Source organism: Streptomyces montanus (assembly GCF_005786655.1).
Classification (GTDB): Bacteria; Actinomycetota; Actinomycetes; order Streptomycetales; family Streptomycetaceae; genus Streptomyces; species Streptomyces sporangiiformans.
The window spans coordinates 117655-142270 of record NZ_VBZC01000014.1 but is presented as its reverse complement, the minus strand read 5'-3'; the positions used below and the strand labels follow the sequence as shown (position 1 = coordinate 142270).

Here is a 24616-nt window from a genome sequence, read left to right as displayed (position 1 = left end):
GTTTGAGGGAAAGGAACACTGCCGGTGAACGCACAGCTGCTCGACGGCAAGGCGACAGCCGCCGAGGTCCGCCGTGAACTCGCGGAGCGCGTGGCCAAGTTGACCGCGACCGGCGGTCGCCCGCCGGGGCTCGGCACCGTCCTGGTCGGCGACGACCCCGGCAGCCACACCTACGTCGCCGGAAAGCACCGCGACTGCGCACAGGTGGGCATCGCCTCTCTCCGCCGCGAACTGCCCGCCGACGCAACCCAGCAGCAGGTCGAGGACGTCATCGACGAACTCAACGCCGACCCTGCCTGCACCGGCTACATCGTCCAGCTCCCGCTCCCGCGCCACCTGGACGCCAACCGTGTACTGGAACGCATGGACCCGGCCAAGGACGCCGACGGGCTGCACCCCGTCAACCTCGGCCGGCTCGTCCTGGGCGTCGAGGCCCCGCTGCCCTGCACCCCGCGAGGCATCGTCGAACTCCTGCGCCGGTACGAGGTGCCGCTCGCCGGAGCGCGCGTGTGCGTGATCGGACGCGGCATCACCGTGGGACGGCCCATCGGACTACTGCTCACCCGCAGGTCCGAGAACGCCACCGTGACGCTGTGCCACACCGGCACCAAGGGCCTGGCCTGGCACGTGCGCGAGGCGGACATCGTCGTCGCGGCCGCCGGCTCACCCGGGCTGATCACCAAGGACATGCTGCGCCCCGGCGCGGCGGTCCTGGACGTCGGCATCACCCGCACCGACCACGGGCTGGTCGGCGACGTGCACCCGGACGCCGCCCAGGTCGCCGGATGGCTCGCGCCGATGCCCGGGGGCGTAGGACCCATGACACGCGCGATGCTCCTCGCCAACGTCGTCGAGGCCGCTGAGAGGAACGCGAACGCCGCATGAACGCCCCGGCCCCGACGTACCCGCTGTATTCGCACCTTTCAGAAGACGGAGCTGTCCGATGAGCCTCCGCACCCCCGGCGCCGAGCTCCCCGAGCACCCCGACTGGCTGTGGCGCACGCCCGAGCCGAAGCGCTCGTACGACGTCATCGTCGTGGGCGGTGGCGGACACGGCCTGGCCACCGCCCACTATCTGGCGAAGAACCACGGCATCACCAACGTCGCCGTGCTGGAGAAGGGCTGGCTGGCCGGCGGCAACATGGCCCGCAACACCACCATCATCCGCTCCAACTATCTGTGGGACGAGAGCGCCGGCATCTACGAGCACGCGCTGAAACTGTGGGAGGGGCTGGCGGATGAGCTCGACTACCCGATCCTCTTCTCCCAGCGAGGCGTACTGAACCTGGCCCACAGCCTGCAGGACGTCCGCGACAGCGTGCGCCGCGTCGAGGCCAATCGGCTCAACGGCGTGGACGCCGAGTGGTTCGACGCCGAGCAGGTCAAAGAGGTCTGCCCGATCGTCAACATCTCACCGGACGTGCGCTACCCGGTCCTCGGCGGTACCTACCAGCCGCGTGCCGGCATCGCCAAACACGACCACGTCGCCTGGGGCCTGGCCCGCTCCGCCGACGCCGCCGGAATCGACATCATCCAGAACTGCGAGGTCACCGGCCTCGACATCGTCGGCGGCCGGGTCGTCGGAGTGCAGACCACACTCGGCCCGATCGCGGCGGGCAAGGTGGCGCTCTGCTCGGCCGGCCACACCTCGGTCCTCGCCGCCATGGCCGGCATCGAACTCCCGCTGCAGAGCCACCCGTTGCAGGCGCTCGTGTCGGAGCTGCTGGAGCCGGTGCACCCGACCGTCGTCATGTCCAACGCGGTCCACGTGTACGTCAGCCAGGCCCACAAGGGAGAGCTGGTGATGGGCGCGGGCGTCGACTCGTACAACTCCTACACCCAGCGCGGCGCGTTCCACATCATCGAACAGCAGATGTCCGCGGCCCTGGAGCTCTTCCCGGTCTTCGCCCGCGCCCATGTGCTGCGCACCTGGGGCGGCATTGTCGACGTGAGCCCCGACGCCTCGCCGATCATCGGCCTCACTCCCGTCGACAATCTCTACCTCAACTGCGGCTGGGGCACGGGCGGTTTCAAGGCCACCCCGGGCGTGGGCTGGGTCTACGCCCACACCATCGCCCACGACACCCCCCACCCCCTCAACGCCCCCTTCTCGCTCGACCGTTTCACCACCGGCGCGCTCGTCGACGAGCACGGCGCGGCCGCGGTGGCCCACTAGGGAGCCGAACCATGCTGCTCATCCCCTGCCCGTGGTGCGGGCCCCGCGACGAGGCCGAGTTCCACTACGGCGGCCAGGCACACGTGCCGTATCCCGAGGACCCGTCGGCCTTCACCGACGAGGAGTGGGCCCGGTATCTGTTCTTCCGCGACAACCCGAAGGGCCCGTTCGCCGAGCGGTGGAGCCATGCGGCGGGCTGCCGCAAGTGGTTCAACGCGGTGCGGGACACGTCGACGAACGAGATCCTGGCGGTGTACCGGGCTGGGGAGGAGCGCCCGGCCATTGAGGAACTGAGGCGTGCGGCAACTTCGCAGTCACGTCCGGTACTACCAGCCCGTCCGGCCTTTGAGGACGAGGCCGTTCAGGCTGATATCGGGGGTCTGGGGGCGGAGCCCCCAGCGGGGGTCCAGGGGGAAGCCCCCCTGGTTTCGGGAAGGGGCGGAGTGGGGGAGGAGAACCAGCCGTTCCGCCTGCCCACCGGCGGACGTATCGACCGCGACGAACCGCTGAACTTCACCTTCGACGGAACCGAATACCGGGGCTACCGAGGCGACACCCTCGCCTCCGCCCTGCTCGCCAACGGCGTCATCCAGGCCGGCACCAGCATCAAGCTCGGCCGCCCCCGCGGCATCTTCTCGGCCGGTGTGGAGGAGCCCAACGCGGTAGTCCAGATCGAGGCGCCCTTCCCCGAGCCGATGCTGCCCGCGACGACCGTCGAGCTGTACGACGGCCTGGTGGCGAGCAGCCTCCCGGGCCAGGGCCGCCTCGCCACCGAGCCGGACCCGGCCCGTTACGACGCCGTACACGCACACTGCGACCTGCTGGTGGTCGGCGCGGGACCGGCCGGCCTCGCCGCCGCGGCGGCAGCCGCCCGCAGCGGAGCACGCGTCATCCTCGCCGACGACCAACGGGAACTGGGCGGCAGCCTCCTGGGCACCGGCGAACACCTCGACTGGGTGGAGGAGGTCGCCGGACGACTCGAAGCCGAGCCCGAGGTGCGCGTGCTGCGCCGTACCACCGTCTTCGGGTACTACGACGACAACCACCTCCTCGCCGTCGAGCGCCGCACCAACCACCTCGGCGCCGAGGCCCCCGAGAACGTCTCCCGCGAGCGCGTCTGGCGCATCCGGGCACGTCGTGTCGTTCTCGCCACCGGCGCCCACGAGCGCTCGCTGGTCTTCGCGGACAACGACCGTCCCGGAGTGATGCTGGCCGCTTCGGCCCGCACCTACCTCAACCGCCACGGTGTCCTGCCCGGCCGCCGCGTGGTCGTGTTCACCACCAACGACAGCGCCTATGCTGCGGCGCTGGATCTCGCCGCGGCGGGCGTGGACGTCGGGGCGATCGTCGACACCCGCTCCGAGCCGGGGGAGTGGGCGGTGCGTGCCCGATCGGCCGGCATCGAGGTGCTGACCGGCCACGCCGTCACCGGCACGCAGGGCGACCCGCGACTCACCGCCGTGACCGTCGCCCCGTACGGAGAGTCCGTGGGACAGCGGGAGTTCACCGCCGACCTGCTTTTGGTCTCCGGCGGCTGGAACCCGGTGGCGCACCTGTTCAGCCAGGCGGGCGGCAAGCTGCGCCACGACGAGGCGCTCGGCTCCTTCGTCCCGGACACCTGCCGTCAGGCGGTCGAGATCGCGGGCGGTGCGAACGGCGTCCTCGACCTGGCCGGTGCCCTCGCGCAGGGCGCGACCGCCGGTGCCCGCGCCATCGAGGCCGAGGGCTACACTCCCGAGGCGCCCCGACTCCCGGACGTGGCCGCACAGCCGCAGACACCACCCATGCACGTGTACGTCGTCCCCGGTGCCCCGGGCGCCCCCCGTTTCGTCGACCTCCAACGGGACGTCACCGTCGACGACCTGGCCCGGGCGACCGGTGCCGGTATGCGCTCGGTCGAGCACACCAAGCGCTACACCACGGCCGGCACCGCCAACGACCAGGGCAAGACCTCCGGCGTCCTGGCCAGTGGTGTCGTCGCCGAACTGCTCGGCGTGGACGTCTCGGCCCTCGGCACGACCACCTTCCGGCCGCCCTACACACCGGTTTCCTTCGCCACACTCGCGGGCCGCGACCGCGGCGCGCTGCACGACCCGGTGCGGGTGACCGCCCTGCACGCATGGCATGTCGCGCACGGCGCCCTGTTCGAGAACGTCGGTCAGTGGAAGCGGCCCTGGTACTACCCGCAGGACGGCGAGGACATGGAAGCCGCGGTGCTGCGCGAGTGCGCCGCCGCCCGCGAGGGCGTGGCCTTCATGGACGCCTCCACCCTCGGCAAGATCGACGTACAGGGTCCGGACGCCGCCGTCTTCCTCGACCGGCTCTACACCAACATGATGAGCACCCTGAAGGTCGGCATGATCCGCTACGGCGTCATGTGCCGCCCGGACGGCATGGTCTTCGACGACGGCACGGTCATCCGTCTCGCCCAGGACCGCTTCCTGGTCACCACCACGACAGGCAACGCCGCCGCCGTCCTGGACTGGATGGAGGAGTGGCTCCAGACGGAGTGGCCCGAACTGCGCGTCCACTGCACCTCCGTCACCGAACAGTGGGCCACCGTCGCTCTGGTCGGCCCGCGATCGCGCCAGGTCCTCGGCGAGCTCGCGCCCCAACTGGCCGTGGACAACGACGACTTCCCGTTCATGGCATGGCGGGAGACGACGGTCGCCGGCATCGAGGCCAGGGTGTGCCGGATCAGCTTCTCCGGCGAACTGGCCTACGAGATCAACGTGTCGCCGTGGGAGGCCCTCGCCCTGTGGGAGGCGCTGTACGAGGCCGGCGCCCCGTACGGCATCACCCCGTACGGCACGGAGACCATGCACGTCCTGCGGGCGGAGAAGGGCTACCCCATCATCGGCCAGGACACCGACGGCACCGTCACTCCGCAGGACCTCGGCATGAGCTGGGTGGTGTCGAAGAAGAAGCCCGACTTCATCGGCAAGCGCTCCTACGCCCGTGCCGACACCGTCCGCCCCGACCGCAAGCACCTCGTCGGCCTGCTCCCCGAGGAGCCGGGCACCTTCCTCCCCGAGGGCACCCAGCTGGTCGCCGACGGCGTGCTGCTCGCGCCGCCCGTCCCGATGCTCGGCCACGTCACCTCCAGTTACCGCAGCGCGGCGCTCGGCCGGACCTTCGCGCTCGCCCTGATCAAGGGCGGCCGGGACCGTATCGGCGAGCGGCTGTACGCCCCCGTAGGCGACCGAATCGTCCCGGTGACCGTCGCCAGCCCCGTCCTCTACGACCCCGAGGGAGCCCGCCGCGATGGCTGACACCGCCCTTACCGCCCCGCTCCGCAGCCCTCTGTCGCACTTCGCCGGCCGCCTGGCCGCCGCGACACGTACGTCCGAGGGCGCGATCCGGCTGGCCGAACTCCCCTTCCTGTCCCAGATCAATGTGCGCCTCGACGCCAAGGGAGCAGCGGCGGACGCCGTCGGGCTAGCGCTGGACCTCCAACTGCCCCTTGAGCCGAACACCGTCGTACGTGCCGGGGAGCTTGCCGCGTTGTGGCTGGGTCCGGACGAATGGCTGCTGGTGGGCCCGCCCGGCAGCGGGCGCGACCTGGAGAGCCGGATCCGGGAGGCCGCGGGGGACGAGCCCGTCTCCGTCACCGATGTCTCCGCCCAGCGCACCACGCTCCTCGTCGCGGGCCCCCGCGCCCGAGACCTTCTCGCCCACGGCTGCTCGCTGGACCTGCATCCCCGCGCGTTCGGCGCCGGACGCTGCGCCCAGACGACCCTGGGCCGCACGCAGATCGTCCTGGTCGCCCGGGACGAACCCCGGGCCGGATTCTGGGTGCTGGTGCGTTCGTCCTTCGCCGGCTATCTGGCGGACTGGCTGCTCGACGCGGCGACGGAACACATCTGAACGACATCGCGAACGTGTGTCTCCATGAACATGTGTCTCCACGCACCACGCACGCCCTGACCGGTCGGCCCCGCGGCAGGGCTCACCGCGCGTGCGCATGCCCGGCACCGCGGCCGGAGGCACCGCCGTGCGGGTCGGTGTGCGGGTGGGCGTGCGGGTCGCCCGCGGCATCGAACAGCGGGCGTGGACGCGGTCGTTGGTGTATCGCCGCCGTGTACACGTCCACGGTCGCGGAGGCCGCCGTGTCCCAGCCGAAGGACACCGCGTGCCGGGCGGCCGCCTCACCCATCCGGGCCGAGAGCGCCGGGTCGTCGGCGAAGCGGCCAAGCGCCCGCGCGTAGTCGGCCGGGTGGTGCCCTGGCACGAGCACGCCGCTCACCTCGTTCCGAACGGCCACCGGCAGGCCGCCCACCTCGGCCGCGATCACCGGTGTGCCGCACGCCTGGGCCTCGAGGGCCACCAGGCCGAAGGATTCGCTGTAGGACGGCATGACGAGAACGGACGCCGCCCGGTACCAGTCCGCGAGCCGGGCCTGTCCGACCGGCGGACGGAACAGGACCACATCGGAGATGCCGAGTCGTGCTGCCAGCTTCTGCAGGCTCTCCGGCTCGGTCAGGCCTGATCCGCTCGGCCCGCCCACCACCGGCACGACGAGCCGCTCACGCAGCTGTGGCCGCTCTTCCAGGAGCCGGGCGACCGCGAGCAGTAGGACGTCCGGCGCTTTGAGGGGCTGAATACGGCCGGCGAACAGCAGGACCAGCGCGTCGGGCGGTAGCCCGAGGCGCATACGGGCTGCGGTCCGGCCGGCCTCGACGCCTGAGGCGTCCGGCCGGAAGCGGTCCAGGTTCACGCCCGGGTGGACGACGGTGACCTGCGCGGGGTCGGCGTCGTAGTGGCGGATCAGCTCGGCCGCCTCGTTGCCGGTATTGGCGATGAGCCGATCTGCGGCCTCGACGATCTGGGCCTCGCCCGTCACTCGGGTCGCGGGCTCAGGTCTGTCCCCTACGGCGAGGGAGGCGTTCTTGACCTTGGCCATGGTGTGCATGGTGTGCACGAGCGGGACGTCCCAGCGCGCGGCGGCGAGCCGGCCGACGTGGCCGGACAGCCAATAGTGCGAGTGGAGCAGGTCGTAGTGCCCGGGGCGCCGGTCGGCCCACGCCCGCATCAGACCGTGTGTGAAGGCGCACAGGTGCGCGGGCAGGTCTTCCTTGGCCAAGCCCTCGTAAGGGCCCGCGTCCAGATGCCGGACGAGAACGCCGGGCGCGAGATCGACGACGGGCGGGAGCGCGGCGGAGGCGGCCCGGGTGAAGATCTCCACCTCTACGTCCGCGGCGGCCAGGCGTCTGGCCAGCTCGACGACATAGACGTTCATCCCGCCCGCGTCGCCGGTGCCGGGCTGGTGCAGCGGCGAGGTGTGCACGCTGAGCATCGCCACCCGACGGGGGCGGCGCCGGACGCTCGGGGGGCGCAGCCGGGGCGGGCCGAAGAGAGTGTCGGCGTGGGGGCCGGCGTGGGTGTGGTCGCCGAACCCTCCGGGCTGGGGCACGTACTGGCTCACCTCGTTCGCCGCCCCGTTCAGCACTCGATGATGTTGACGGCGAGGCCGCCGCGGGCGGTCTCCTTGTACTTGACCGACATGTCGGCGCCGGTGTCCTTCATGGTTTTGATGACCTTGTCGAGGGACACCTTGTGGGAGCCGTCGCCGCGCATGGCCATGCGGGCGGCCGTGACGGCCTTCACGGCGGCCATGCCGTTGCGTTCGATGCACGGGATCTGGACGAGGCCGCCGACGGGGTCGCAGGTGAGGCCGAGGTTGTGTTCCATGCCGATCTCGGCCGCGTTCTCGACCTGTTCGGGGGAGCCGCCCAGGACCTCGGCGAGCGCGCCGGCCGCCATGGAGCAGGCCGAGCCGACCTCGCCCTGGCAGCCGACCTCGGCGCCGGAGATGGACGCGTTCTCCTTGAAGAGCATGCCGATCGCGCCCGCGGCCAGCAGGAAGCGGACCACGTCGTCTTCCTTCTCTCCCTCGGAGGCTGCTCCCGCCCCGAAGTTGATGTAGTAGTGCAGGACCGCCGGGATGATGCCGGCCGCGCCGTTCGTCGGGGCCGTCACCACCCGGCCGCCCGCCGCGTTCTCCTCGTTCACGGCCATCGCGTAGAGCGTGATCCACTCCATGGCGTGCGCCAACGGGGCGCCCTCCGCCCGCAGTTGACGTGCCGTCACCGCAGCCCTCCGGCGCACCCGCAGACCGCCCGGCAGGATCCCCTCGCGGGACATGCCGCGCTGCACGCACTCCCGCATCACCCGCCAGATCTCCAGCAGGCCCTCGCGGATCGCCTCCTCCGTGCGCCAGGCCCGCTCGTTCTCCAGCATCAGCGAGGAGATCGACAGGCCCGTCACCTTCGCCAGGCGCAGCAGCTCGTCGCCCGTGCGGAAGGGGTACTTCAGAACCGTGTCGTCCAGTGTGATCCGGTCCGCGCCGACCGCGTCCTCGTCGACGACGAAGCCGCCGCCCACCGAGTAGTACGTCTTCGTCAGCAGTTCCGTCCCCGCCGCGTCGTACGCCCACAGCGTCATGCCGTTCGCGTGGTACGGCAGCGCTTTGCGGCGGTGCAGGACCAGGTCGTCGTCGGAATCGAAGGCAATGTTCTGGGCATCGCCGATCTCGGCGCCCAGCAGTCGGAGCCTTCCGCTCGACTTGATCCGCTCGACATCGTCCTCGGCCTGGACGATGTCGACCGTGTGCGGCTCGTTGCCCTCCAGTCCAAGCAGTACGGCCTTCGGGGTGCCGTGGCCGTGGCCGGTGGCACCGAGGGAGCCGTAGAGCTCGGCGTGGACCGTGGCGGTCTGGGCGAGTGCGCCGTCCTCCTTCAGGCGGACGACGAACATGCGTGCCGCGCGCATCGGGCCGACCGTGTGGGAGCTGGACGGGCCGATGCCGATCGAGAACAGGTCGAAGACCGAGATGGCCACGGTGACTCCTCAATACGGGGGTGATGCGAGGGGGCGGGCACCGAGCTCACCTCTCAGTGCGCACGCGGTGCCCCGTACAGCGCTGTTACTTGTTCAGTCCGGGGTACAGCGGGTGCTTGTCGGCCAGGGCCTTCACCCTGGCCTTGAGTGTCTCCGCGTCGGCCTCCGCGAAGGGAGAGGGGGCCTTCAGGGCTTCCGCGATGATGTCCGCGACCTCGGCGAAGTCCGCGGCCGTGAAGCCTCGGGTGGCCAGGGCGGGCGTGCCGATCCGGAGCCCCGAGGTGACCATCGGCGGGCGCGGGTCGTTCGGGACGGCGTTGCGGTTGAGTGTGATGCCGACCTCGTGGAGGCGGTCCTCGGCCTGCTGCCCGTCCAGCTCGGACTCGCGCAGGTCGACCAGGATCAGGTGCACGTCCGTACCGCCGGACAGCACGTTGACCCCGGCCTCACGGGCGTCGGCGGCCGTCAGCCGCTCGGCGAGGATCTTCGCTCCCTCGATCGTGCGGCGTTGGCGCTCCTTGAAGTCCTCCGAGGCGGCGACCTTGAAGGAGACCGCCTTGGCCGCGATCACGTGCTCCAGGGGGCCGCCCTGGAAGCCCGGGAAGACGGACGAGTTGAGCTTCTTGGCGAAGTCCTTCCTGGCCAGGATGATGCCGCCGCGCGGGCCGCCCAGCGTCTTGTGGGTGGTGGAGGTGACCACGTCCGCGTACTCGACCGGGTTGGGGTGCAGTCCGGCCGCTACCAGACCGGCGAAGTGCGCCATGTCGACCCACAGATACGCGTCGACCTCGTCGGCGATCCGGCGGAACTCCGCGAAGTCCAGCTGCCGCGGGTACGCCGACCAGCCGGCGATGATCACCTTCGGTCGGTGCTCCTTGGCCAGCCGCTCCAGCTCGGCCATGTCGACCAGACCGGTCTCGGAGTCCACGTGGTAGGCGACCACGTGGAACTGCTTGCCGGAGAAGTTCAGCCGCATCCCGTGGGTCAGGTGGCCGCCGTGGGCCAGGTCCAGGCCGAGGATGGTGTCACCGGGCTGGGCCAAGGCGAAGAGCGCGGCCTGGTTGGCGGAGGCGCCCGAGTGCGGCTGGACGTTGGCGTACTCGGCGCCGAACAGCTGCTTGATCCGGTCGATGGCGATCTGCTCGACCACGTCGACGTGCTCGCAGCCGCCGTAGTAGCGGCGGCCCGGGTAGCCCTCGGCGTACTTGTTGGTGAGGACCGAGCCCTGGGCCTCCATGACCGCGAGCGGTGCGAAGTTCTCGGAGGCGATCATCTCGAGAGTGGACTGCTGGCGGTTCAGCTCGGCGTCGACCGCGGCGGCGACCTCCGGGTCGAGCTCGTGCAGGGGCGTGTTCAGAACGGTCATCTGCGGCTTCCTGGGGTTGGGGCGCAGGGTGCGGCGTCGCCTTGGCGGGGGAGTGTCGGGCGGCGGCCACGACAGCGCGGTGAGCGCGCGGCGGAGCCGGTTGAAGAGCTTCTGCGTGAGCGCCTCGGTGCCGAGGTCATCCTTGGGGAAGTCCATGGACAACGGCGGGCGGCCGTAGGGGAGATGGGCCAGCAGGTGTCGTCGATGGCGCACACCGTTTCGTCGACATCGAACAGCGCGATGGGGGTGGGAACGCCGTCGGTCGCGCGGAGCGCCACGCGTGTCGCGCATGGCGCAACATGCTTCTACATATGCAACATGGTTTCTCCTCGGCTCCGAGGTTGTCAAGGGAAGTGCCGCACTGGCGTACCCGCGCGGCACCGGCGAACCTCGCGGAGTCTCGACGTGACGTGACGTGACGTGACGCGACGTGACGCGGGGACGGGATCCTCAGCGGAAGACCACGGTGTGCTGGCCGTTGAGCAGGATGCGGCTCTCGCTGTGCCACTGCACGGCCCGTGCCAGTGCCCGGGCCTCGACGTCCCGGCCCAGGGTGACCAGTTGGTCGGGATCGTGGGAGTGGTCCACGCGGACGACGTCCTGCTCGATGATGGGTCCCTCGTCCAGGTCGGGAGTGACGTAGTGGGCCGTGGCTCCGACCAGCTTGACTCCTCGTTGGTGGGCCTGGAGGTAGGGGCGGGCTCCCTTGAAGCTGGGGAGGAAGGAGTGGTGGATGTTGATGGCCCGGCCCTCGAGCCGCTTGCACAGGTCGTCCGAGAGGATCTGCATATAGCGGGCGAGGACCACGAGGTCGATCTCGAACCGCTCCACCAGCTCCAGCAGTTCCGCCTCCGCCTCCGCCTTGGAGTGCGGCGTGACGGGGATGTGGTGGAAGGGGATGCCCTGGCTGCGTGCGAGCGACTCGAAGTCCCGGTGGTTGGAGACGATCGCCGGGATCTCGATGTTGAGAGCGCCGGTGCTCTTGCGGAACAGCAGGTCGTTCAGACAGTGGCCGTACTTGGAGACCATGATCAGGGTGCGCGTGGGGGCGGCCGCGTCGTGCAGCCGCCAGTCGATCCGGTAGGCCTCGGCCACCGGGGCGAAATCGGCGCGCAGGTGCTCCAGTGATGTCTCCGGGTCGGCGACGTCGAAGTGCACGCGCATGAAGAAACGACCCTGCAGGCGGTCGTCGAACTGCTGGCTTTCCAGGATGTTCCCGGAGTGGGCGACAAGGAAGCCGCTGACGGCATGGACCAAGCCGGCCTGGTCGGGGCAGGAGAGGGTGAGGACGAACTCGCGGCCGGGGCGGGGGCGAGGTGGCACGGCATCCTCCAGCGGTGCGTAATAAGCAACAGTGCGAGTGATACGCAACATGGTGCAAGGGGGGAAAGGGTCCGGTCAAGGGTTCTGTCTTGACAGGGGGTCGCCAGGCGGGCTTCCTTTGTCATGTTGCGTTATGGGAAACTATCGGCGCAATGAGAAACATCCCCCGCGGCTGTGTCACCGCCGCCCGGGCAGCGACGCTTGGTGCGGCGTGGTCTGTGGAGCCCAGCGGCGGGTCGGCTTCCACCGATTCCCACACACCGCGGAGCGCGATCGATGACCCGCAAAGCACCTGCTGAGGATCCCGGCGACGCCCGACTGCGGGTGGGCCCACGGAAGGACTACGCCGCCGGAATTCCGGCGGTCACCTCCTCGCTGCGCCACGCGGGCACCCAGATGGGCGCGCGTCGTAGCCTGCTCACCCTGCTCCGGGTCAACCAGAAGGAGGGCTTCGACTGTCCGGGCTGCGCATGGCCCGAACCGGAACACCGGCATCGTGCGGAGTTCTGCGAGAACGGTGCCAAGGCCGTGGCGGAGGAGGCCACCCTGCGTCGGGTGACCCCGGAGTTCTTCGCCGAGCACGGATTGGAGGAGCTCGCCGGCCGCAGCGACTACTGGCTCGGACAGCAAGGGCGCCTCACCCATCCCATGTACCGCGCGGCGGGCAGTGAGCACTACCGCGCGATCTCGTGGGAGGACGCGTTCGCCGTTGTCGCCCGGGAGCTCGCCGCCCTGGACCACCCCGACCAGGCCGCCTTCTACACCTCCGGCCGGGCGAGCAACGAGGCCGCCTTCGTCTACCAGCTGTTCGTCCGGCTGCTGGGCACGAACAACCTGCCGGACTGCTCCAACATGTGCCACGAGTCGAGTGGTTCGGCCCTGGTCGAGACGATCGGCATCGGCAAGGGCAGCGTCAGCCTGGAGGACCTCTACGAGGCCGACCTGATCCTTGTCGTCGGCCAGAACCCCGGCACCAACCACCCGCGGATGCTTTCCGCGCTGGAGCGGGCCAAGCAGCGCGGCGCCCGTGTCATCGCGGTCAACCCGCTCCCCGAGGCCGGCCTGCTCCGGTTCAAGAACCCCCAGCGGCCGTCCGGCATGGTCGGCGGCGGCACACAGCTGGCCGACCTCTTCCTGCAGATCAGGCTGGGCGGCGACCAGGCGTTGTTCCAGGCCTTCAACCGGCTGCTGCTGGAAGCGGAGGACGACGCACCCGGCACTGTCCTCGACGCCTCCTTCATCACCTCGCACACGCACGGCTTCGAGGAGTTCACCGAGCTCGCCCGAAAGACCGCCTGGGAGGACGTACTGGAGGCCACGGGCCTGTCCGAGCAGGAGATCAAGGCCGCGTTCCGAGAGGTGCTCGCCGCCGAGAAGATCGTCGTGTGCTGGGCGATGGGACTCACCCAGCACCGCCATTCCGTCCCGACCATCCGGGAGGTCGTCAACTTCCTCCTTCTGCGCGGCAACATCGGCCGTCCCGGCGCCGGGCTGTGCCCGGTGCGCGGCCACTCCAACGTGCAGGGCGACAGGACGATGGGCATCCACGAGAAGCCGGGCGAGGACTTCCTCGACGCACTCGGCGCCGAATTCGGTTTCGAACCGCCACGTCACCATGGGCACGACGCGGTCGAGACCATCCGTGCCATGCGCGACGGCCGAGTGAAGGTCTTCGTGGGACTGGGCGGCAACTTCGTCGCCGCCGCCCCCGACACGGAGTTGACGGAGCGGGCGCTGCGCGGCTGCCGACTCACCGTGCAGATCTCCACCAAGCTCAACCGGTCACACGCGGTCACCGGAGAACAGGCACTCATCCTGCCCTGCCTGGGCCGCACCGAGGCCGATCTCCGGCCCTCGGGGCCCCAACCGGTGACGGTGGAGGACTCCATGGGCATGGTGCACCTCTCGCGAGGACGGCTCGCCCCCGCCTCCGATGACCTCCTCAGCGAGGTGGCGATCATCTGCAGGATGGCCCGGGCCGCCCTCGGGGCCCACGACCCCCAGGTGCCCTGGGAGGACTTCGAGGCCGACTACGACCGCATCCGCGACCGCATCGCACGTGTGATCCCCGGCTTCGAGGAATTCAACGACCGGGTGCGGCAACCGGGTGGCTTCGCACTGCCCCACCCGCCCCGCGACGAGCGCCGCTTCACCACCGCCACCGGCCGGGCCAACTTCACCGTGAACCCACTGGAGATCCTGCGCGTACCGGAAGGCCGGCTGCTGCTCCAGACGCTGCGTTCGCACGACCAGTACAACACGACCATCTACGGACTGGACGACCGCTATCGCGGCATACACCAGGGACGCCGGGTGCTGTTCGCGCACCGGGACGACCTCGACGCCCGCGGTCTGGCCGACGGCGACCTCGTCGACATCGTCAGTGAGTACGAGGACGGGGTGGAGCGGAGGGCGCCCGGCTTCCGCACGGTTGCCTTCCCGACGCCCCGCGGCTGCTGCGCGGCGTACTTCCCGGAGACCAACGTCCTGGTGCCCCTGGACTCCACGGCAGCCATCAGCAACACCCCCACCTCCAAGTCCATCGTGGTCCGGCTGGAACCGGCTGCCGGGATGCCCACGAGCCCATGAGTCCTTCTCGCGCCAGTCGATGGTCGTGGCCCATGCGGCTCCTCGACCGGGAGAGCGAGAGTGGTTCCCGCCCTAGTCCCGCTCGTCGTCGAGGTGGATGTCGACGATCGCGAGCGTGATGTTGTCGGGGCCGCCTGCCGCGATGGCGGCCTTCCACAGTTCGAACGCGGCCCGGCCGTCGTCGTACTCCCGCAGCAGGCCCTCGAGGACGTCGCTCTCCAGCGGGTCGGTCAGGCCGTCGGAGCAGATGAGATACCGGTCGCCGTGTACCAGGGGCGAGGTCGTCAGATGGGGGGTGACTTCGCGGTACCCCACGGAGCCGCCGAGCGATTGCGTCAGCAGGGAGGTGGTGCGCTGTCCGGGTGCGAGCGGCGGGTTGTCGTCCACGCTCACCTGGTGCAGCCCGTCCTGAGCGGAGGCGAGGACCCGGCTGTCGCCCACGTTGAACGACAGCAGCGATGCGGACAGCACGACCACGCCCGCGACGGTGGTGCCCATGGTGATGAGCTGGTCGCCACGGACGCCCCCCGCTTCGTACACCTCGCGGTTGCAGGTGTGCAGCGCATCGCGGACGGCGTCCTCGCTGCTCAGGACCGGTCCCGTCGTCGCGAGCCGGTGGGTGACCAGGGCGCTGGCGACCTCGCCGCCGGGATGCCCGCCCATGCCGTCGGCGACCGCGACGACGAGTGGTGTACCGAGCGGGAACACCAGTGTCTGCGGATTCTCGGTCACGGTGCAGGGCAAGGTCCACGGCCCGACGACAAGGCTGTCCTCGTTCCGGTCGCGGATCAGCCCCGGATGACTCAACGCGCTCACAGAGACGTACGACATCGAAGGCCACCGCCTTTCCCCGCCGACGCACCATGCCGTGCGCACGCCCTCATGTCGTGCGCTCCTTGCGCAGGAACCGGCGCAGCCGCTGCAACGGCCAGGTGTTGATCACGTCGTCCTTGGTGAGCCATCCACGTTGCGCCGTCCCGACCCCGTAGCGCAGATGCGCGAGGGTGACGGTGGAGTGGGCATCGGTGTCGATGGCGAACTTCACGCCGTACCGCTTGGCGCTCAGAATGTCCTCGTCGCACAGGTCCAGGCGGTCGGGCTGGGCGTTGACCTCCAGCGCGGTGCCGGTCCGCGCACACACGGCGAACACCTCGTCCCAGTCCGCGTCGATGCCCTGCCGTTTGCCGATCAGACGCGTGGTGGGGTGGCCGATGACGTTCACGTGGGGGTTCTCGCAGGCGCGCACCAGCCGCCGGGTCATCTCCTTCCGGCTCAGATTGAAGTGCGAGTGGACCGAGGCCACGCAGATGTCGAAGCCTTCGAGGAAGTCCTGGGGCCAGTCCACCTCCCCATCCGGATCGATGTTGAGTTCGGTGCCGTGCAGCAGCCGCATCCGGCGATGCTTTCCGTCCAGCTCCCGTACCCGCTCGCGCTGGGCCAGGATCTTCGCGTCGGTCATCTGCTGCATGTACAGGTTGGGGGCGTGGTCGGTGATGGCGTAGTACGCGTAACCGCGTGCGGCGGCCGCTCGCACCATCTCCTCGAGCGGGGCGAGGCCATCGGTGAGATCGGTATGGGTGTGCAGGTCACCGCGGATGTCCCGCTCGGTCACCAGGGCGGGCAGCTCTCCCTTGATTCCGGCCTCGATCTCCCCGCGGTCCTCGCGCAGCGTGGGCGGGATCCACGGCAGATCGAGCCTTGCGTACACCTCTTCCTCGGAGCGGGAGGCGATCTGCTGCCCGCTCTCCGCGTCGAACAAGCCGTACTCGGAGAGCTTGAGGCCCCGGCGGACGGCGATGGTGCGGGTGCGGATGTTGTGCGCCTTCGAACCGCTGAAGTACTGCAGGCCGGCGCCCCAGGAGTCGGGCGGTACCACCCGTAGGTCGACCTGGAGACCCTTGGTGGTGCGGATCGAGGTCTTCTTCCCGCCGTGCGCGATGACCTCGGCGGTCAGGGGCAGTCCGGTGAGCGCGGCCATGAACGGGGCCGACCGGTCCGCCGCGACGAGGACGTCGATGTCACCGATGGTCTCCTTCATACGGCGCAGCGAGCCGGCGTAGGCACAGCGCTCGCAGCCGCTCGTCCGGGAGAGCTCGGCCACGATGTCCTCGGCCGTGTCCATGGCGACGTTCAGCAGGATCCGATCGCCCGCCTGCTGCATCAGCGCGATGCCGTGCAGGATGTTCTCCTCGGTCTTCTCGCCGAAGCCCCGTAGATCGCGCAGTTTCTCGGCGTGGATGGCATCGGCCAGCTCATCGATCGAGGAGATGTGCAGATCCTGGTAGAGCGTCATCGCCTTCTTGGGGCCGAGCGTCGGAATCGTGATCAGCTCGCGCACTCCCGCGGGAATCCGCGACCGCGTCTCCTCCACCGCCGAGACCCTGCCGGTGCGGAAGTACTCGGTCACCTTCTCGGCGATCGATTTCCCCACGCCCGGAATGTCCCGCAAACCCTTGACGTCCAGGTGGGAGACATCGGAAGGGTAGCCGCCGATGGCACGTGCGGCCTTCTCGTAGGCGCGCGCCTTGATCGCATCGCCACGGGTGATCGCGATGAGGTCGGCGTACTCCTGAAGGAGCGCCTCGACCTCTTCGTTCGGCCGGGCCACAGTTGCCAGTCTAGGAACGGAGGTGCCCGATATGCCAGTTACGCGCGTTGCTCGGCCGCAGGGACGCTGAACTGGGGCGGTGGCCCCCGTCCTGCCTATCCTGGTTCTGGGCGGTCCGGCTCGCGGAGAGCGAGAAGGGAGCCGCGTGTGGCTGACCAGACCAGGGACACCGGGCAGCGGCTCGGCCCGGCAACGGGACAGGCAGTCGTCGGCACGACCGCGCAGACCGTGCGACAGGCCAGGGATGCCGTCGCACGAGAGGCGTGGGCCGACGCGTACAGAATCCTGAACGGCCTGGATCCGGCCCAGCTCGCCCCGGACGACTTCGCCGCGTTCGCCGATGCCGCGTGGTGGACGAGTCGCATCGAGGAGTCGATCGCCGCGCGGATGAGGGCGTACGCCGGTTATGCGGCGGCGGGCGCCGCCCGGAAGGCCGGATACTGCGCCTGGATGCTCTTCTACGAGCACCAGCTGGCCGGACGCACGGCGGCGGCCGCCGGCTGGCTGCGCCGGGCGCGACAGCACCTCCGCGACGAGCCCGAGTGCGCCGAACAGTGCTATCTCGCGTGGATGGACACGGAGGAGGCGCAGCAGCGGGGCGGGTTCGACGAGGCGATGGCTTCGGCCCGGCGCATGGCCGACATCGCCCGGCGATGCGGCAGCCCGGACCTCTACGCCATGAGCATCCAGGCACAGGCGGGCGTCCTGTTGGCTCAGGGACGGGTCGCCGAAGGACTTGAGCTTCTCGACGACGCGATGTGCTCAGCAATGGCGGGTGAGCTCAGCTCCTTCTTCACCGGGTGGATCTACTGCCTGGGCCTCCAGCGAAGCATGGCCTTCGCCGACCTGGAACGCGCCTCCGAATGGACCGACGTGGCCATGAGGTGGTGCGCTGCGATGCCGGCGGAGAACAACTTCCGGGGGCTGTGCCGGGTGCACCGGGTGGAGGTACTGGAACTACGCGGCAACTGGCCCCGGGCCATGACCGAGGCCGCTCGCACCTGCGAGGAACTGCTGCCCTACGAGGGACGGATGGCTGCCGAGGCCTTCTACGTGATGGGGGACATCCAGCGGCGGCGCGGCGACCTGGCCGCGGCCGAGGCGGCGTACGAACAAGCGCATGAACTCGGCCGTGACCCGCAGCCCGGCCTCGCCCTGCTGCGTCTGGCTCAAGGGAAGGCCGAGGCCTCGGTCGCCGCACTGCGGCTGGCCCTCGCGAGCGAGGAGGGCGGTGCGGGGGCGGACGGCGGGGCCGGTTGCCTCGGGCGCTGCCGCCTGCTCGCGGCCCAGGCCGAGATCTCGCTCGCCCTCGGTCGGCTCGACCAGGCCGGCACGGCGGTAGACGAGCTGGACGCTCTGGCCCGCGACTGGCAGCGGCGGCGCGCATCCGAGACGACCATGGTGCACGCGACTGCGGCGTCGGCGGGCGGTGCGGTGGCGTTCGCCGCCCGTGACCTCGACCGGGCGCTCCGCCTGCTGCACCGGGCCCTGGCGCTGTGGCTGGAACTGGCAGTCCCGTACGAGGCCGCCCAGGTCCGCATGACCCTGGCCGCCGCCGACCGTGCCGCGGGCGACGACGAGGGCGCCCGGATGGAGCTGCGGGCCGCGCGCGAGGCCTTCGGACGGCTGGGCGCGGCGCCGGACGCACGCCGGGCGGCAGCGCTCCTCGACAGCGCGCGTCACCGCCGGCCCGGCGGGCTCACCGAGCGCGAGATCCAGGTGCTGCGGCTGGTCGCCGCCGGCTGCACGAACCGGTCCATCGCCGCGGAACTGGTGATCAGCGAGCACACGGTCGCCCGGCATCTCAACAACATCTTCGCCAAGCTCGACGTGTCCTCACGGGCCGCGGCGACGGCGTACGCGTACACGCACGGCCTCGCGTGACCCGATGGACCCGTGCCGGATCGGGCATGGGCTGTTCTGCCCATGCCCGATCCGGCGCGGGTGGGCCGTTCGGGCGATGAGCGCGGCCCGCCCCCGCGCGTACACCGGTGGTGTAACCCGTTCCCCGACGCAGCGGAAAGCCGGTGGCGGTCATGACCACCTACACACCTGTCATGGACGAACAACTGCTGAAGCGGCTGCGTCGTGCCGTACGCGGCGACATCGTCGAACCCGGCGACCCGGACTACGACGAGGCCCGCAAGGTCTACAACGCCATGCACGACAAGCGGCCGACGGTCATCGTCCGGGCCACCGACGCGGGCGACGTCATCGCCACGGTCGACTTCGCCCGTGAGCAGCGGCTGCCGCTCGCGGTACGCGGTGGCAGCCACAGCGTCCCCGGATACGGGACCTGCGACGACGGTGTCGTACTCGACCTCGGGCGGATGCGCGGGATCCGTGTCGCCCCCGACGCGCGTACGGCATGGGTCGAGGGCGGCTGCACCTGGGCCGACGTCAACCACGCCACGTACACCTTCGGTCTGGCCACCACGGGAGGAATCGTCTCCACCACCGGCGTCGGCGGGCTGACCACCGGCGGAGGGATGGGGTACCTGGATCGCCGCTGCGGTCTGGCCTGCGACAACCTTGTCTCGGTGGACCTGGTGACGGCCGACGGCTCCTTCCTGACCTGTACGGAGGAGCAAAACGCCGACCTGATGTGGGCGGTGCGCGGTGGCGGCGGGAACTTCGGAGTCGTCACGTCCTTCGCGTACCGGCTGCATCCGGTGGCCGACATCCTGGGCGGGCCGACGTTCTACCCGCTCGACGGCGACGTGATCCGCCGCTACCGCGAGCTGATCGCCGACTCCGACGAGAAGCTCGGCGCCATACTCGTCGTCGGCCTCGGCCCGCCGCTCCCGTTCCTGCCCGAGCGCTGGCACGGGCGGCCGATCTGCGGAGTGGTCACGTGCTGGACCGGCCCCGAGGATCAGGACGACGAGATCCGAGCGCGTCTCGCCGGCCTGGGCCCGGTGGTGGGTCAGCACGTGGGGCGCATGCCCTATCCGCTGATCAACACCCTCTTCGACGAACTGGTGCCCGCGGGGCTCTACCACTACTGGAAGGGCACCTTCAGCCATGGGCTGCCGGACGGTGCCATCGACGCCTACGTGGACTACGGTGCCACGACCCCGTCCCTCCAGAGCGTGACCGTGGTGTTTCCCATCGACGGCGCCTGCCACAGGGTCGGCCCTGAAGACACCGCCTTCTCTTACCGGGACACCGATTTCTCGACCGCGCTCAGTCCCACCCTCACCACCCGCCAGGACTGCGAAGCCCAGAAGGACTGGGTACGCGGCTTCTTCTCGGCCCTCCAGCCGCACTCCGCACAGGGCGGCTACGTGAACTTCATGGACGGCGACGACCAGCACCGCGTGCGGGCCAACTACCGCGGAAACTACGCCCGTTTGCGGGACATCAAACGCCGCTACGACCCCGGGAACCTGTTCCGGCTCAACCACAACATCGCTCCATGAACGTCGTCGAGGGACGCCGACAGCTGCCGGGCGGCTGTGGACAACCGCCCGGCAGACAGCGGGGATCAGGCCCTCGACCGGTCGTTCACTCGCGCACCGCCCCCTTTGAGGCGTCGGCGATGAAGCTGCGGGCGAACAGGGAGAACACCAGCACCAGCGGCAGTACGGCGAGCAGTACGCCGGCCATCACCATGGCGTAGTCCTGTCGGCCGTGCGAGACATTGAGCTGGGAGAGGGCGACCTGCAAGGTCACCTTGTCGGGGTTGACCAGGGCCACGAGGGGCCAGACATAGTCGTTCCACGCGGTGACGAAGGTGTAGATCGCGAGGAAGGCGATTCCCGGCCGGACGACTGGCAACCCCACGTGCCAGTACTGCCGGAAGAAGCCGCAGCCGTCCATGCGGGCGGCGTCGAGGAGTTCATCGTGAATGGCGCCGATCATGTACTGGCGCATCCAGAAGATCCCGAAGGCATTCGCCGTCGCCGGGACGATGACGGCCTTGAGCGAGCCCAGCCAACCCAGTTCCGACATGATGAGGTACTGCGGGATGATCGCGAGCTGGAGCGGCAGCATGAAAATGCCGAGCAGCATCCCGAAGAGCACGCGTCTGCCGGGGAATTCGTATTTGGCAAAGGCAAATGCCGCCAGTGAGTCGAGGAACACCACGAGCAGCGTGGTACTCACCGCCACGATGACGGTGTTGAACATCGACCCGAAGAAGTCAATGCTGTTCAGCAAGCGATCGATGTTCTCGAACAGATGGGACCCGAAGGTGAGCTTCGGCGGGTACTTGGAGATGTCCTGCGACGTATTGGTCGCCATCACGATGGTCCAGTAGAACGGGAACATCGAGACGAGGACTCCGAGCATCAGGATCGCATGGACGAGAAGCCCTCTGGTTTTCACGGCCCGACGGCCGCCGGATGACTTCACACCTTCCTCCCTCGCTGGACGACTCGCCAGTTGATGATCACGAACAACAGGATGACCAGGAAGAAGGCCCACACGATCGCGGCCGCGTAACCGAAATTGTTGTTGTCGAAAGCCTGGTGGTAGAAGTACAGCAGCGTGGTCAGACCCGCTTGGCCGGGCCCGCCGGAATTCGGATTGTTGGCCGCGTTGCTGCCGAAGAGGACCTGGGGCTCGGTGAAGCTCTGCAGACCGTTGACGGTTGAGATGATCAGGGTGAACAGGATGATCGGGCGCATCATCGGAACCGTGATGGAGAAGAAGGTCCGGACCGGTCCCGCACCGTCGATCTTGGCGGCCTCGTAGACTTCCGTGGGGATCGCCTGCAGACCGGCCAGGTAAATGATCATGTTGTAGCCGGTCCACTGCCAGGTCATCAGCATCGCGATGACCGCTTTGATGGTCCACTCGTTGTTCAGCCACGGGACCTCCGGCAGGTTTATCGCCTGCAGAGCCGCGTTGACGACGCCGTAATGGTCGCTGAAAGCCGAGAAGAAGAAGATGGAGACGGCGACGACCGAGGTGACGTTCGGCACGAAGTAGGCGACGCGGTAGAAACCGGTCAGCCGGCGCGTGGAGTTCAGCATCGCGGCCAGCGCCAACGCCATGAACAGCATCGGGAACGTGGCCATCACCCAGATCACCAGGGTGTTCCGCAGCGCCAGCCAGAAGGTGGGGTCGTCGAGCAGGAAGCGGAACTGGTCGAACCCGACGAAGGTCTTTACACCGATGCCGTCCCAGCGCTGGAACGCCAGATACAGCGAATAGACCATCGGGAAGAAGAGGAAGGCCAGGAACAGCAGGAAGAACGGCGACACCGCCGCGTACTGAGGCCAGAAGGACAGAAGCCGCCGCAGCCCCCGGCGCCGTTCGGGCCGTCCGGTGTTCCGGTCGGTCCGGCCGTGCCTCCGGGGCACGTCGGACGCCGCGGCGGGTCCAGTCGTGGGGGGAGCCACCACGTCAGCTCACACCTTGCTGCTTGGCTATCTGCTTGGCCTGGCTGACGGCGTCCTTCCATGCGTCGTCCGGCTTCTTGCCCTTTGACTCGATGTTGGTCAGTTCGTTGTAGTAGGGCACGGCCACGGCCGCGTTCGTCGGAGCCTCGTAGAAGGCCGGCACCTTCTCGGCCGCCGGGCCGAAGACCTCGATCGTCTTCTGTCCACCGAAGAACGGGTCGCCGCCGGTCAGGGCGGGCAGCTTGTAGGCGGCCGGGCAGGCCGGGAAGAGGGCGGCGTCCGTGAAGCCACGGGCCTCGTTCTCCGGGCTGAGCAGCCACTTGATGACCTTGAAGGCGGCTTCCGGGTTCCGGCATTCCTTGGGCAGGGCCAGGAACGATCCGCCCTGGTTGGAAGGGCCGCCCGGCAACGGAGCGACCCGCCATTTGCCACTTGTCTTCGGTGCCATGTCCTTGATGTCGAGCGCCATCCACGCGGCGCCCAGCTGGGTGGCCACCGTGCCGTCGGCCACGGCGGCCTTCAGGCTCTCGTCGTTGATCTTCGCGTCGACGCCGAGTTCGTAGACGCGCGCGGCGAGGTCCCAGGCCTTGCGAATGTGGTCCTGATCGCCGATGAACTTGTTGTCCTCGTCGACCATGCGCTTGCCCTGCTGCCCCATGGCCATGTCGAAGACGGCCGTCATGTTGTTGATCAGGAACGACTTGGGGTACGCCTTCTGGATCTCGGCGCCGATCGCGAAGTAGTCCTCCCAGGTGGATATCTCCTCGGCCACCTTGGCGGGGTCCGTGGGCAGTCCGGCCTTGGCGAACATGTCCTCCCGGTAGAACATCGCGGTCGGGCCGATGTCGATGGGGAAGCCGATCTGCTTGCCGTCCTGGGTCTGTCCCTGCTTCAGCTTCCACTCGAGGTACTGGGAGGCGATCTTGTCGGCACCCAGGGTGTTGAGGTCGATGAACCGGTTGGCGTTGGGCAGGAAGGAGGCGATGTCCTCGCCCTTGATCCCGGTGATGTCCGGCACGAAGCTGCCGCCGTTCATCGTCGTGAGCAGCTTCTGCTTGAAGGTGCCACCGATGACCGAGGACTTCAGCGTCACGTCGGTGAAGTGCTTCTTGGCGTCTGCCACGACCTTGTCGCTGAGGCCACCGCCCCAGTACCACAAGGTGAGGTTCTTGCCGTTCTTCGTACCGCCGCTGTCCGAGCCGCCGCCGCACGCGGCGGTGACCCCGGCGCCCGCCGCGGCGAGCAGAGCCGTCTGGACGAACCGTCTACGGGACAGATCCACTTTCGCTCTCCTACGTGTTCGACGTGCTGCTTGTTCGACGTGCCTGTTCGACGTGATCGATGACCGCGGGCGTGTCGCCCGGGCACCGGCCGTGCGCGGGTAGGGCGGGGCGTCGGTGTCCGAGGGGAGGGACCACGGAGCGCCGACGGGGAAGGGCAGCATGCTGCCTTTTGCTCGGAAGTACCAGGAGCAGTGATTGCATCTGCTCGAAGTACGCAAGAGCTTGCACCCTATGCATAGGTCTGGCAAGACTTAATCGCTAGCCTGCGCGAGTTTGATTGAACTTGGAGGGTGGAGTGACTGGTATGCGCCCCGATCGTCGGCATGAGTTGATCTTGCGGGCGCTGCGTGCGGACGGCCCGACCGCCGTCGTCGCCCTCACCGAGAAGCTGGGCGTGAGTCAGGCGACGATACGCCGCGACCTCGCGCAACTGGAGGACGAGGGCCTCCTGAGACGGATCCACGGCGGCGCGATGCCGACCGAGGGCAGTGACGAACCCTTCACGCAGGTGTCGACCGTACGGGCGGCGGCCAAGGACGCCCTCGCGGACAAGTGCGCCGACCTGGTCAGGGACGGTGAGATTCTTCTGCTCGACATCGGCACCACGGCACACCGGCTGGCGCGGCGCCTGCGCGGGCGCTCCCTCACCGTGGTCACCAGCAATCTCGCCGTGTACGAGGAACTCGTGGACGACCCGGGTATCGAGCTGGTGATGCTGGGCGGAGCCGTCCGCCGGGACTACCGCTCCCTGGTCGGCTTCCTCACCGAGGACAACCTCCGGCAGATCCACGCCGACCGGCTGTTCCTGAGTACCAGCGGCATCCGCCCGGACGGGCAGGTCCTGGACACGACGTCCGTGGAAGTGCCGGTGAAACGCGCCATGATCGCCGCCAGTGACCAGGTGGTCCTGATGGCGGACGCCGGGAAGTTCCCCGGCACCGGTATGGCCCGGGTGTGCGGGCCCGACAGCCTCGACATGGTGGTGACCAACGCGCCCACGGACGAGACGACCCGTACCGCGCTGCGGGCGGCCGGAGCCGAGGTCATCGAGGTGTGAGAGAGGGCGAATGCCGGCGCTCCCGA

General features: G+C 69.2%; 17 protein-coding genes. 8 read left to right on the top strand and 9 right to left on the bottom strand.

Features of this window, described 5'->3' with window-relative positions; translation table 11 throughout:
* The first annotated feature begins 24 nt into the window (after window positions 1-24).
* From FE633_RS15290 to FE633_RS15275, 4 genes are read left to right on the top strand one after another with little or no spacing between them, the layout of a single operon-like run.
* Window positions 25-885 (top strand): bifunctional methylenetetrahydrofolate dehydrogenase/methenyltetrahydrofolate cyclohydrolase, encoded by an 861-nt coding sequence (locus FE633_RS15290; RefSeq protein ID WP_138045673.1) that lies wholly within the window; start codon window positions 25-27, stop codon window positions 883-885.
* Window positions 886-943: 58 nt separating this feature from the next.
* On the top strand, window positions 944-2176 hold the full coding sequence (locus tag FE633_RS15285; RefSeq protein WP_138045672.1) for a sarcosine oxidase subunit beta family protein: 1233 nt from the start codon (window positions 944-946) through the stop codon (window positions 2174-2176).
* Between the two features lie 11 nt (window positions 2177-2187).
* Window positions 2188-5448, top strand: a complete 3261-nt coding sequence (locus FE633_RS15280) for a sarcosine oxidase subunit alpha family protein (protein WP_138045671.1) — start codon at window positions 2188-2190, stop codon at window positions 5446-5448.
* The gene (locus FE633_RS15275) at window positions 5441-6043 is read left to right on the top strand and encodes a sarcosine oxidase subunit gamma (RefSeq protein ID WP_138045670.1); all 603 of its coding nucleotides are present in this window, start codon (window positions 5441-5443) and stop codon (window positions 6041-6043) included. Before FE633_RS15280 ends, FE633_RS15275 begins: the two co-directional genes overlap by 8 nt.
* 82 nt (window positions 6044-6125) lie before the next feature.
* On the opposite strand, the gene mshA is transcribed toward FE633_RS15275, so the two are convergent.
* The 4 genes from mshA to purU form a co-directional block, all read right to left on the bottom strand.
* Window positions 6126-7514 (bottom strand): D-inositol-3-phosphate glycosyltransferase, encoded by a 1389-nt coding sequence (gene mshA / locus FE633_RS15270; protein ID WP_246113630.1) that lies wholly within the window; start codon window positions 7512-7514, stop codon window positions 6126-6128.
* Between the two features lie 104 nt (window positions 7515-7618).
* Window positions 7619-9016, bottom strand: a complete 1398-nt coding sequence (locus FE633_RS15265; protein ID WP_138045668.1) for an L-serine ammonia-lyase — start codon at window positions 9014-9016, stop codon at window positions 7619-7621.
* 85 nt (window positions 9017-9101) lie between these two features.
* The gene (glyA, locus tag FE633_RS15260) at window positions 9102-10382 is read right to left on the bottom strand and encodes a serine hydroxymethyltransferase (RefSeq protein ID WP_138045717.1); all 1281 of its coding nucleotides are present in this window, start codon (window positions 10380-10382) and stop codon (window positions 9102-9104) included.
* A gap of 450 nt (window positions 10383-10832) precedes the next feature.
* Window positions 10833-11705, bottom strand: coding sequence for a formyltetrahydrofolate deformylase (gene purU, locus FE633_RS15255; RefSeq protein WP_138045667.1), 873 nt, complete (start codon window positions 11703-11705; stop codon window positions 10833-10835).
* Between the two features lie 276 nt (window positions 11706-11981).
* On the opposite strand from purU, the gene FE633_RS15250 reads away from it, so the two are divergent.
* Window positions 11982-14294 (top strand): FdhF/YdeP family oxidoreductase, encoded by a 2313-nt coding sequence (locus FE633_RS15250; RefSeq protein WP_138045666.1) that lies wholly within the window; start codon window positions 11982-11984, stop codon window positions 14292-14294.
* A 72-nt stretch (window positions 14295-14366) separates the two neighbouring features.
* On the opposite strand, the gene FE633_RS15245 is transcribed toward FE633_RS15250, so the two are convergent.
* Together FE633_RS15245 and polX are read right to left on the bottom strand one after the other, a co-directional pair.
* Complete coding sequence (locus tag FE633_RS15245) at window positions 14367-15125, bottom strand: PP2C family protein-serine/threonine phosphatase (protein WP_138045665.1); 759 nt, start codon at window positions 15123-15125, stop codon at window positions 14367-14369.
* A 49-nt stretch (window positions 15126-15174) separates the two neighbouring features.
* Window positions 15175-16902: a DNA polymerase/3'-5' exonuclease PolX gene (polX, locus tag FE633_RS15240; protein ID WP_138045664.1), complete on the bottom strand. Its 1728-nt coding sequence runs from the start codon at window positions 16900-16902 to the stop codon at window positions 15175-15177.
* 228 nt (window positions 16903-17130) lie between these two features.
* Between polX and FE633_RS15235 the strand changes: the two genes are divergently transcribed.
* Together FE633_RS15235 and FE633_RS15230 are read left to right on the top strand one after the other, a co-directional pair.
* On the top strand, window positions 17131-18786 hold the full coding sequence (locus tag FE633_RS15235) for a LuxR C-terminal-related transcriptional regulator (protein WP_246113629.1): 1656 nt from the start codon (window positions 17131-17133) through the stop codon (window positions 18784-18786).
* Window positions 18787-18938: 152 nt separating this feature from the next.
* Window positions 18939-20324: an FAD-binding oxidoreductase gene (locus FE633_RS15230; RefSeq protein WP_138045662.1), complete on the top strand. Its 1386-nt coding sequence runs from the start codon at window positions 18939-18941 to the stop codon at window positions 20322-20324.
* 85 nt (window positions 20325-20409) lie between these two features.
* Here the strand turns inward: FE633_RS15230 and FE633_RS15225 are convergent, their stop codons facing one another.
* Genes FE633_RS15225 through FE633_RS15215 form a run of 3 tightly spaced genes read right to left on the bottom strand, consistent with a single transcriptional unit; the run spans window position 20410 to window position 23532 of the window.
* Window positions 20410-21195 (bottom strand): carbohydrate ABC transporter permease, encoded by a 786-nt coding sequence (locus FE633_RS15225; RefSeq protein ID WP_138045715.1) that lies wholly within the window; start codon window positions 21193-21195, stop codon window positions 20410-20412.
* A 59-nt stretch (window positions 21196-21254) separates the two neighbouring features.
* A complete protein-coding gene (locus FE633_RS15220) occupies window positions 21255-22253 on the bottom strand; it encodes a carbohydrate ABC transporter permease (protein ID WP_246113621.1) in 999 nt (332 codons plus the stop codon).
* A gap of 1 nt (window position 22254) precedes the next feature.
* Window positions 22255-23532, bottom strand: coding sequence for an ABC transporter substrate-binding protein (locus FE633_RS15215; protein WP_138045661.1), 1278 nt, complete (start codon window positions 23530-23532; stop codon window positions 22255-22257).
* 305 nt (window positions 23533-23837) lie between these two features.
* Between FE633_RS15215 and FE633_RS15210 the strand changes: the two genes are divergently transcribed.
* The gene (locus tag FE633_RS15210; RefSeq protein ID WP_138045660.1) at window positions 23838-24590 is read left to right on the top strand and encodes a DeoR/GlpR family DNA-binding transcription regulator; all 753 of its coding nucleotides are present in this window, start codon (window positions 23838-23840) and stop codon (window positions 24588-24590) included.
* Window positions 24591-24616: the final 26 nt, after the last annotated feature.

Bases quoted from the DNA above. Each gene is read 5' to 3' on its own strand.
- FE633_RS15285 (WP_138045672.1), top strand. From the start codon at position 944: ATGAGCCTCCGCACCCCCGGCGCCGAGCTCCCCGAGCACCCCGACTGG.
- FE633_RS15245 (WP_138045665.1), bottom strand. From the start codon at position 15,125: ATGTCGTACGTCTCTGTGAGCGCGTTGAGTCATCCGGGGCTGATCCGC.
- FE633_RS15280 (WP_138045671.1), top strand. From the start codon at position 2,188: ATGCTGCTCATCCCCTGCCCGTGGTGCGGGCCCCGCGACGAGGCCGAG.
- FE633_RS15230 (WP_138045662.1), top strand. From the start codon at position 18,939: ATGACCACCTACACACCTGTCATGGACGAACAACTGCTGAAGCGGCTG.
- FE633_RS15210 (WP_138045660.1), top strand. From the start codon at position 23,838: ATGCGCCCCGATCGTCGGCATGAGTTGATCTTGCGGGCGCTGCGTGCG.
- FE633_RS15225 (WP_138045715.1), bottom strand. From the start codon at position 21,195: ATGCTCGGAGTCCTCGTCTCGATGTTCCCGTTCTACTGGACCATCGTG.
- FE633_RS15275 (WP_138045670.1), top strand. From the start codon at position 5,441: ATGGCTGACACCGCCCTTACCGCCCCGCTCCGCAGCCCTCTGTCGCAC.
- glyA (WP_138045717.1), bottom strand. From the start codon at position 10,382: ATGACCGTTCTGAACACGCCCCTGCACGAGCTCGACCCGGAGGTCGCC.
- FE633_RS15250 (WP_138045666.1), top strand. From the start codon at position 11,982: ATGACCCGCAAAGCACCTGCTGAGGATCCCGGCGACGCCCGACTGCGG.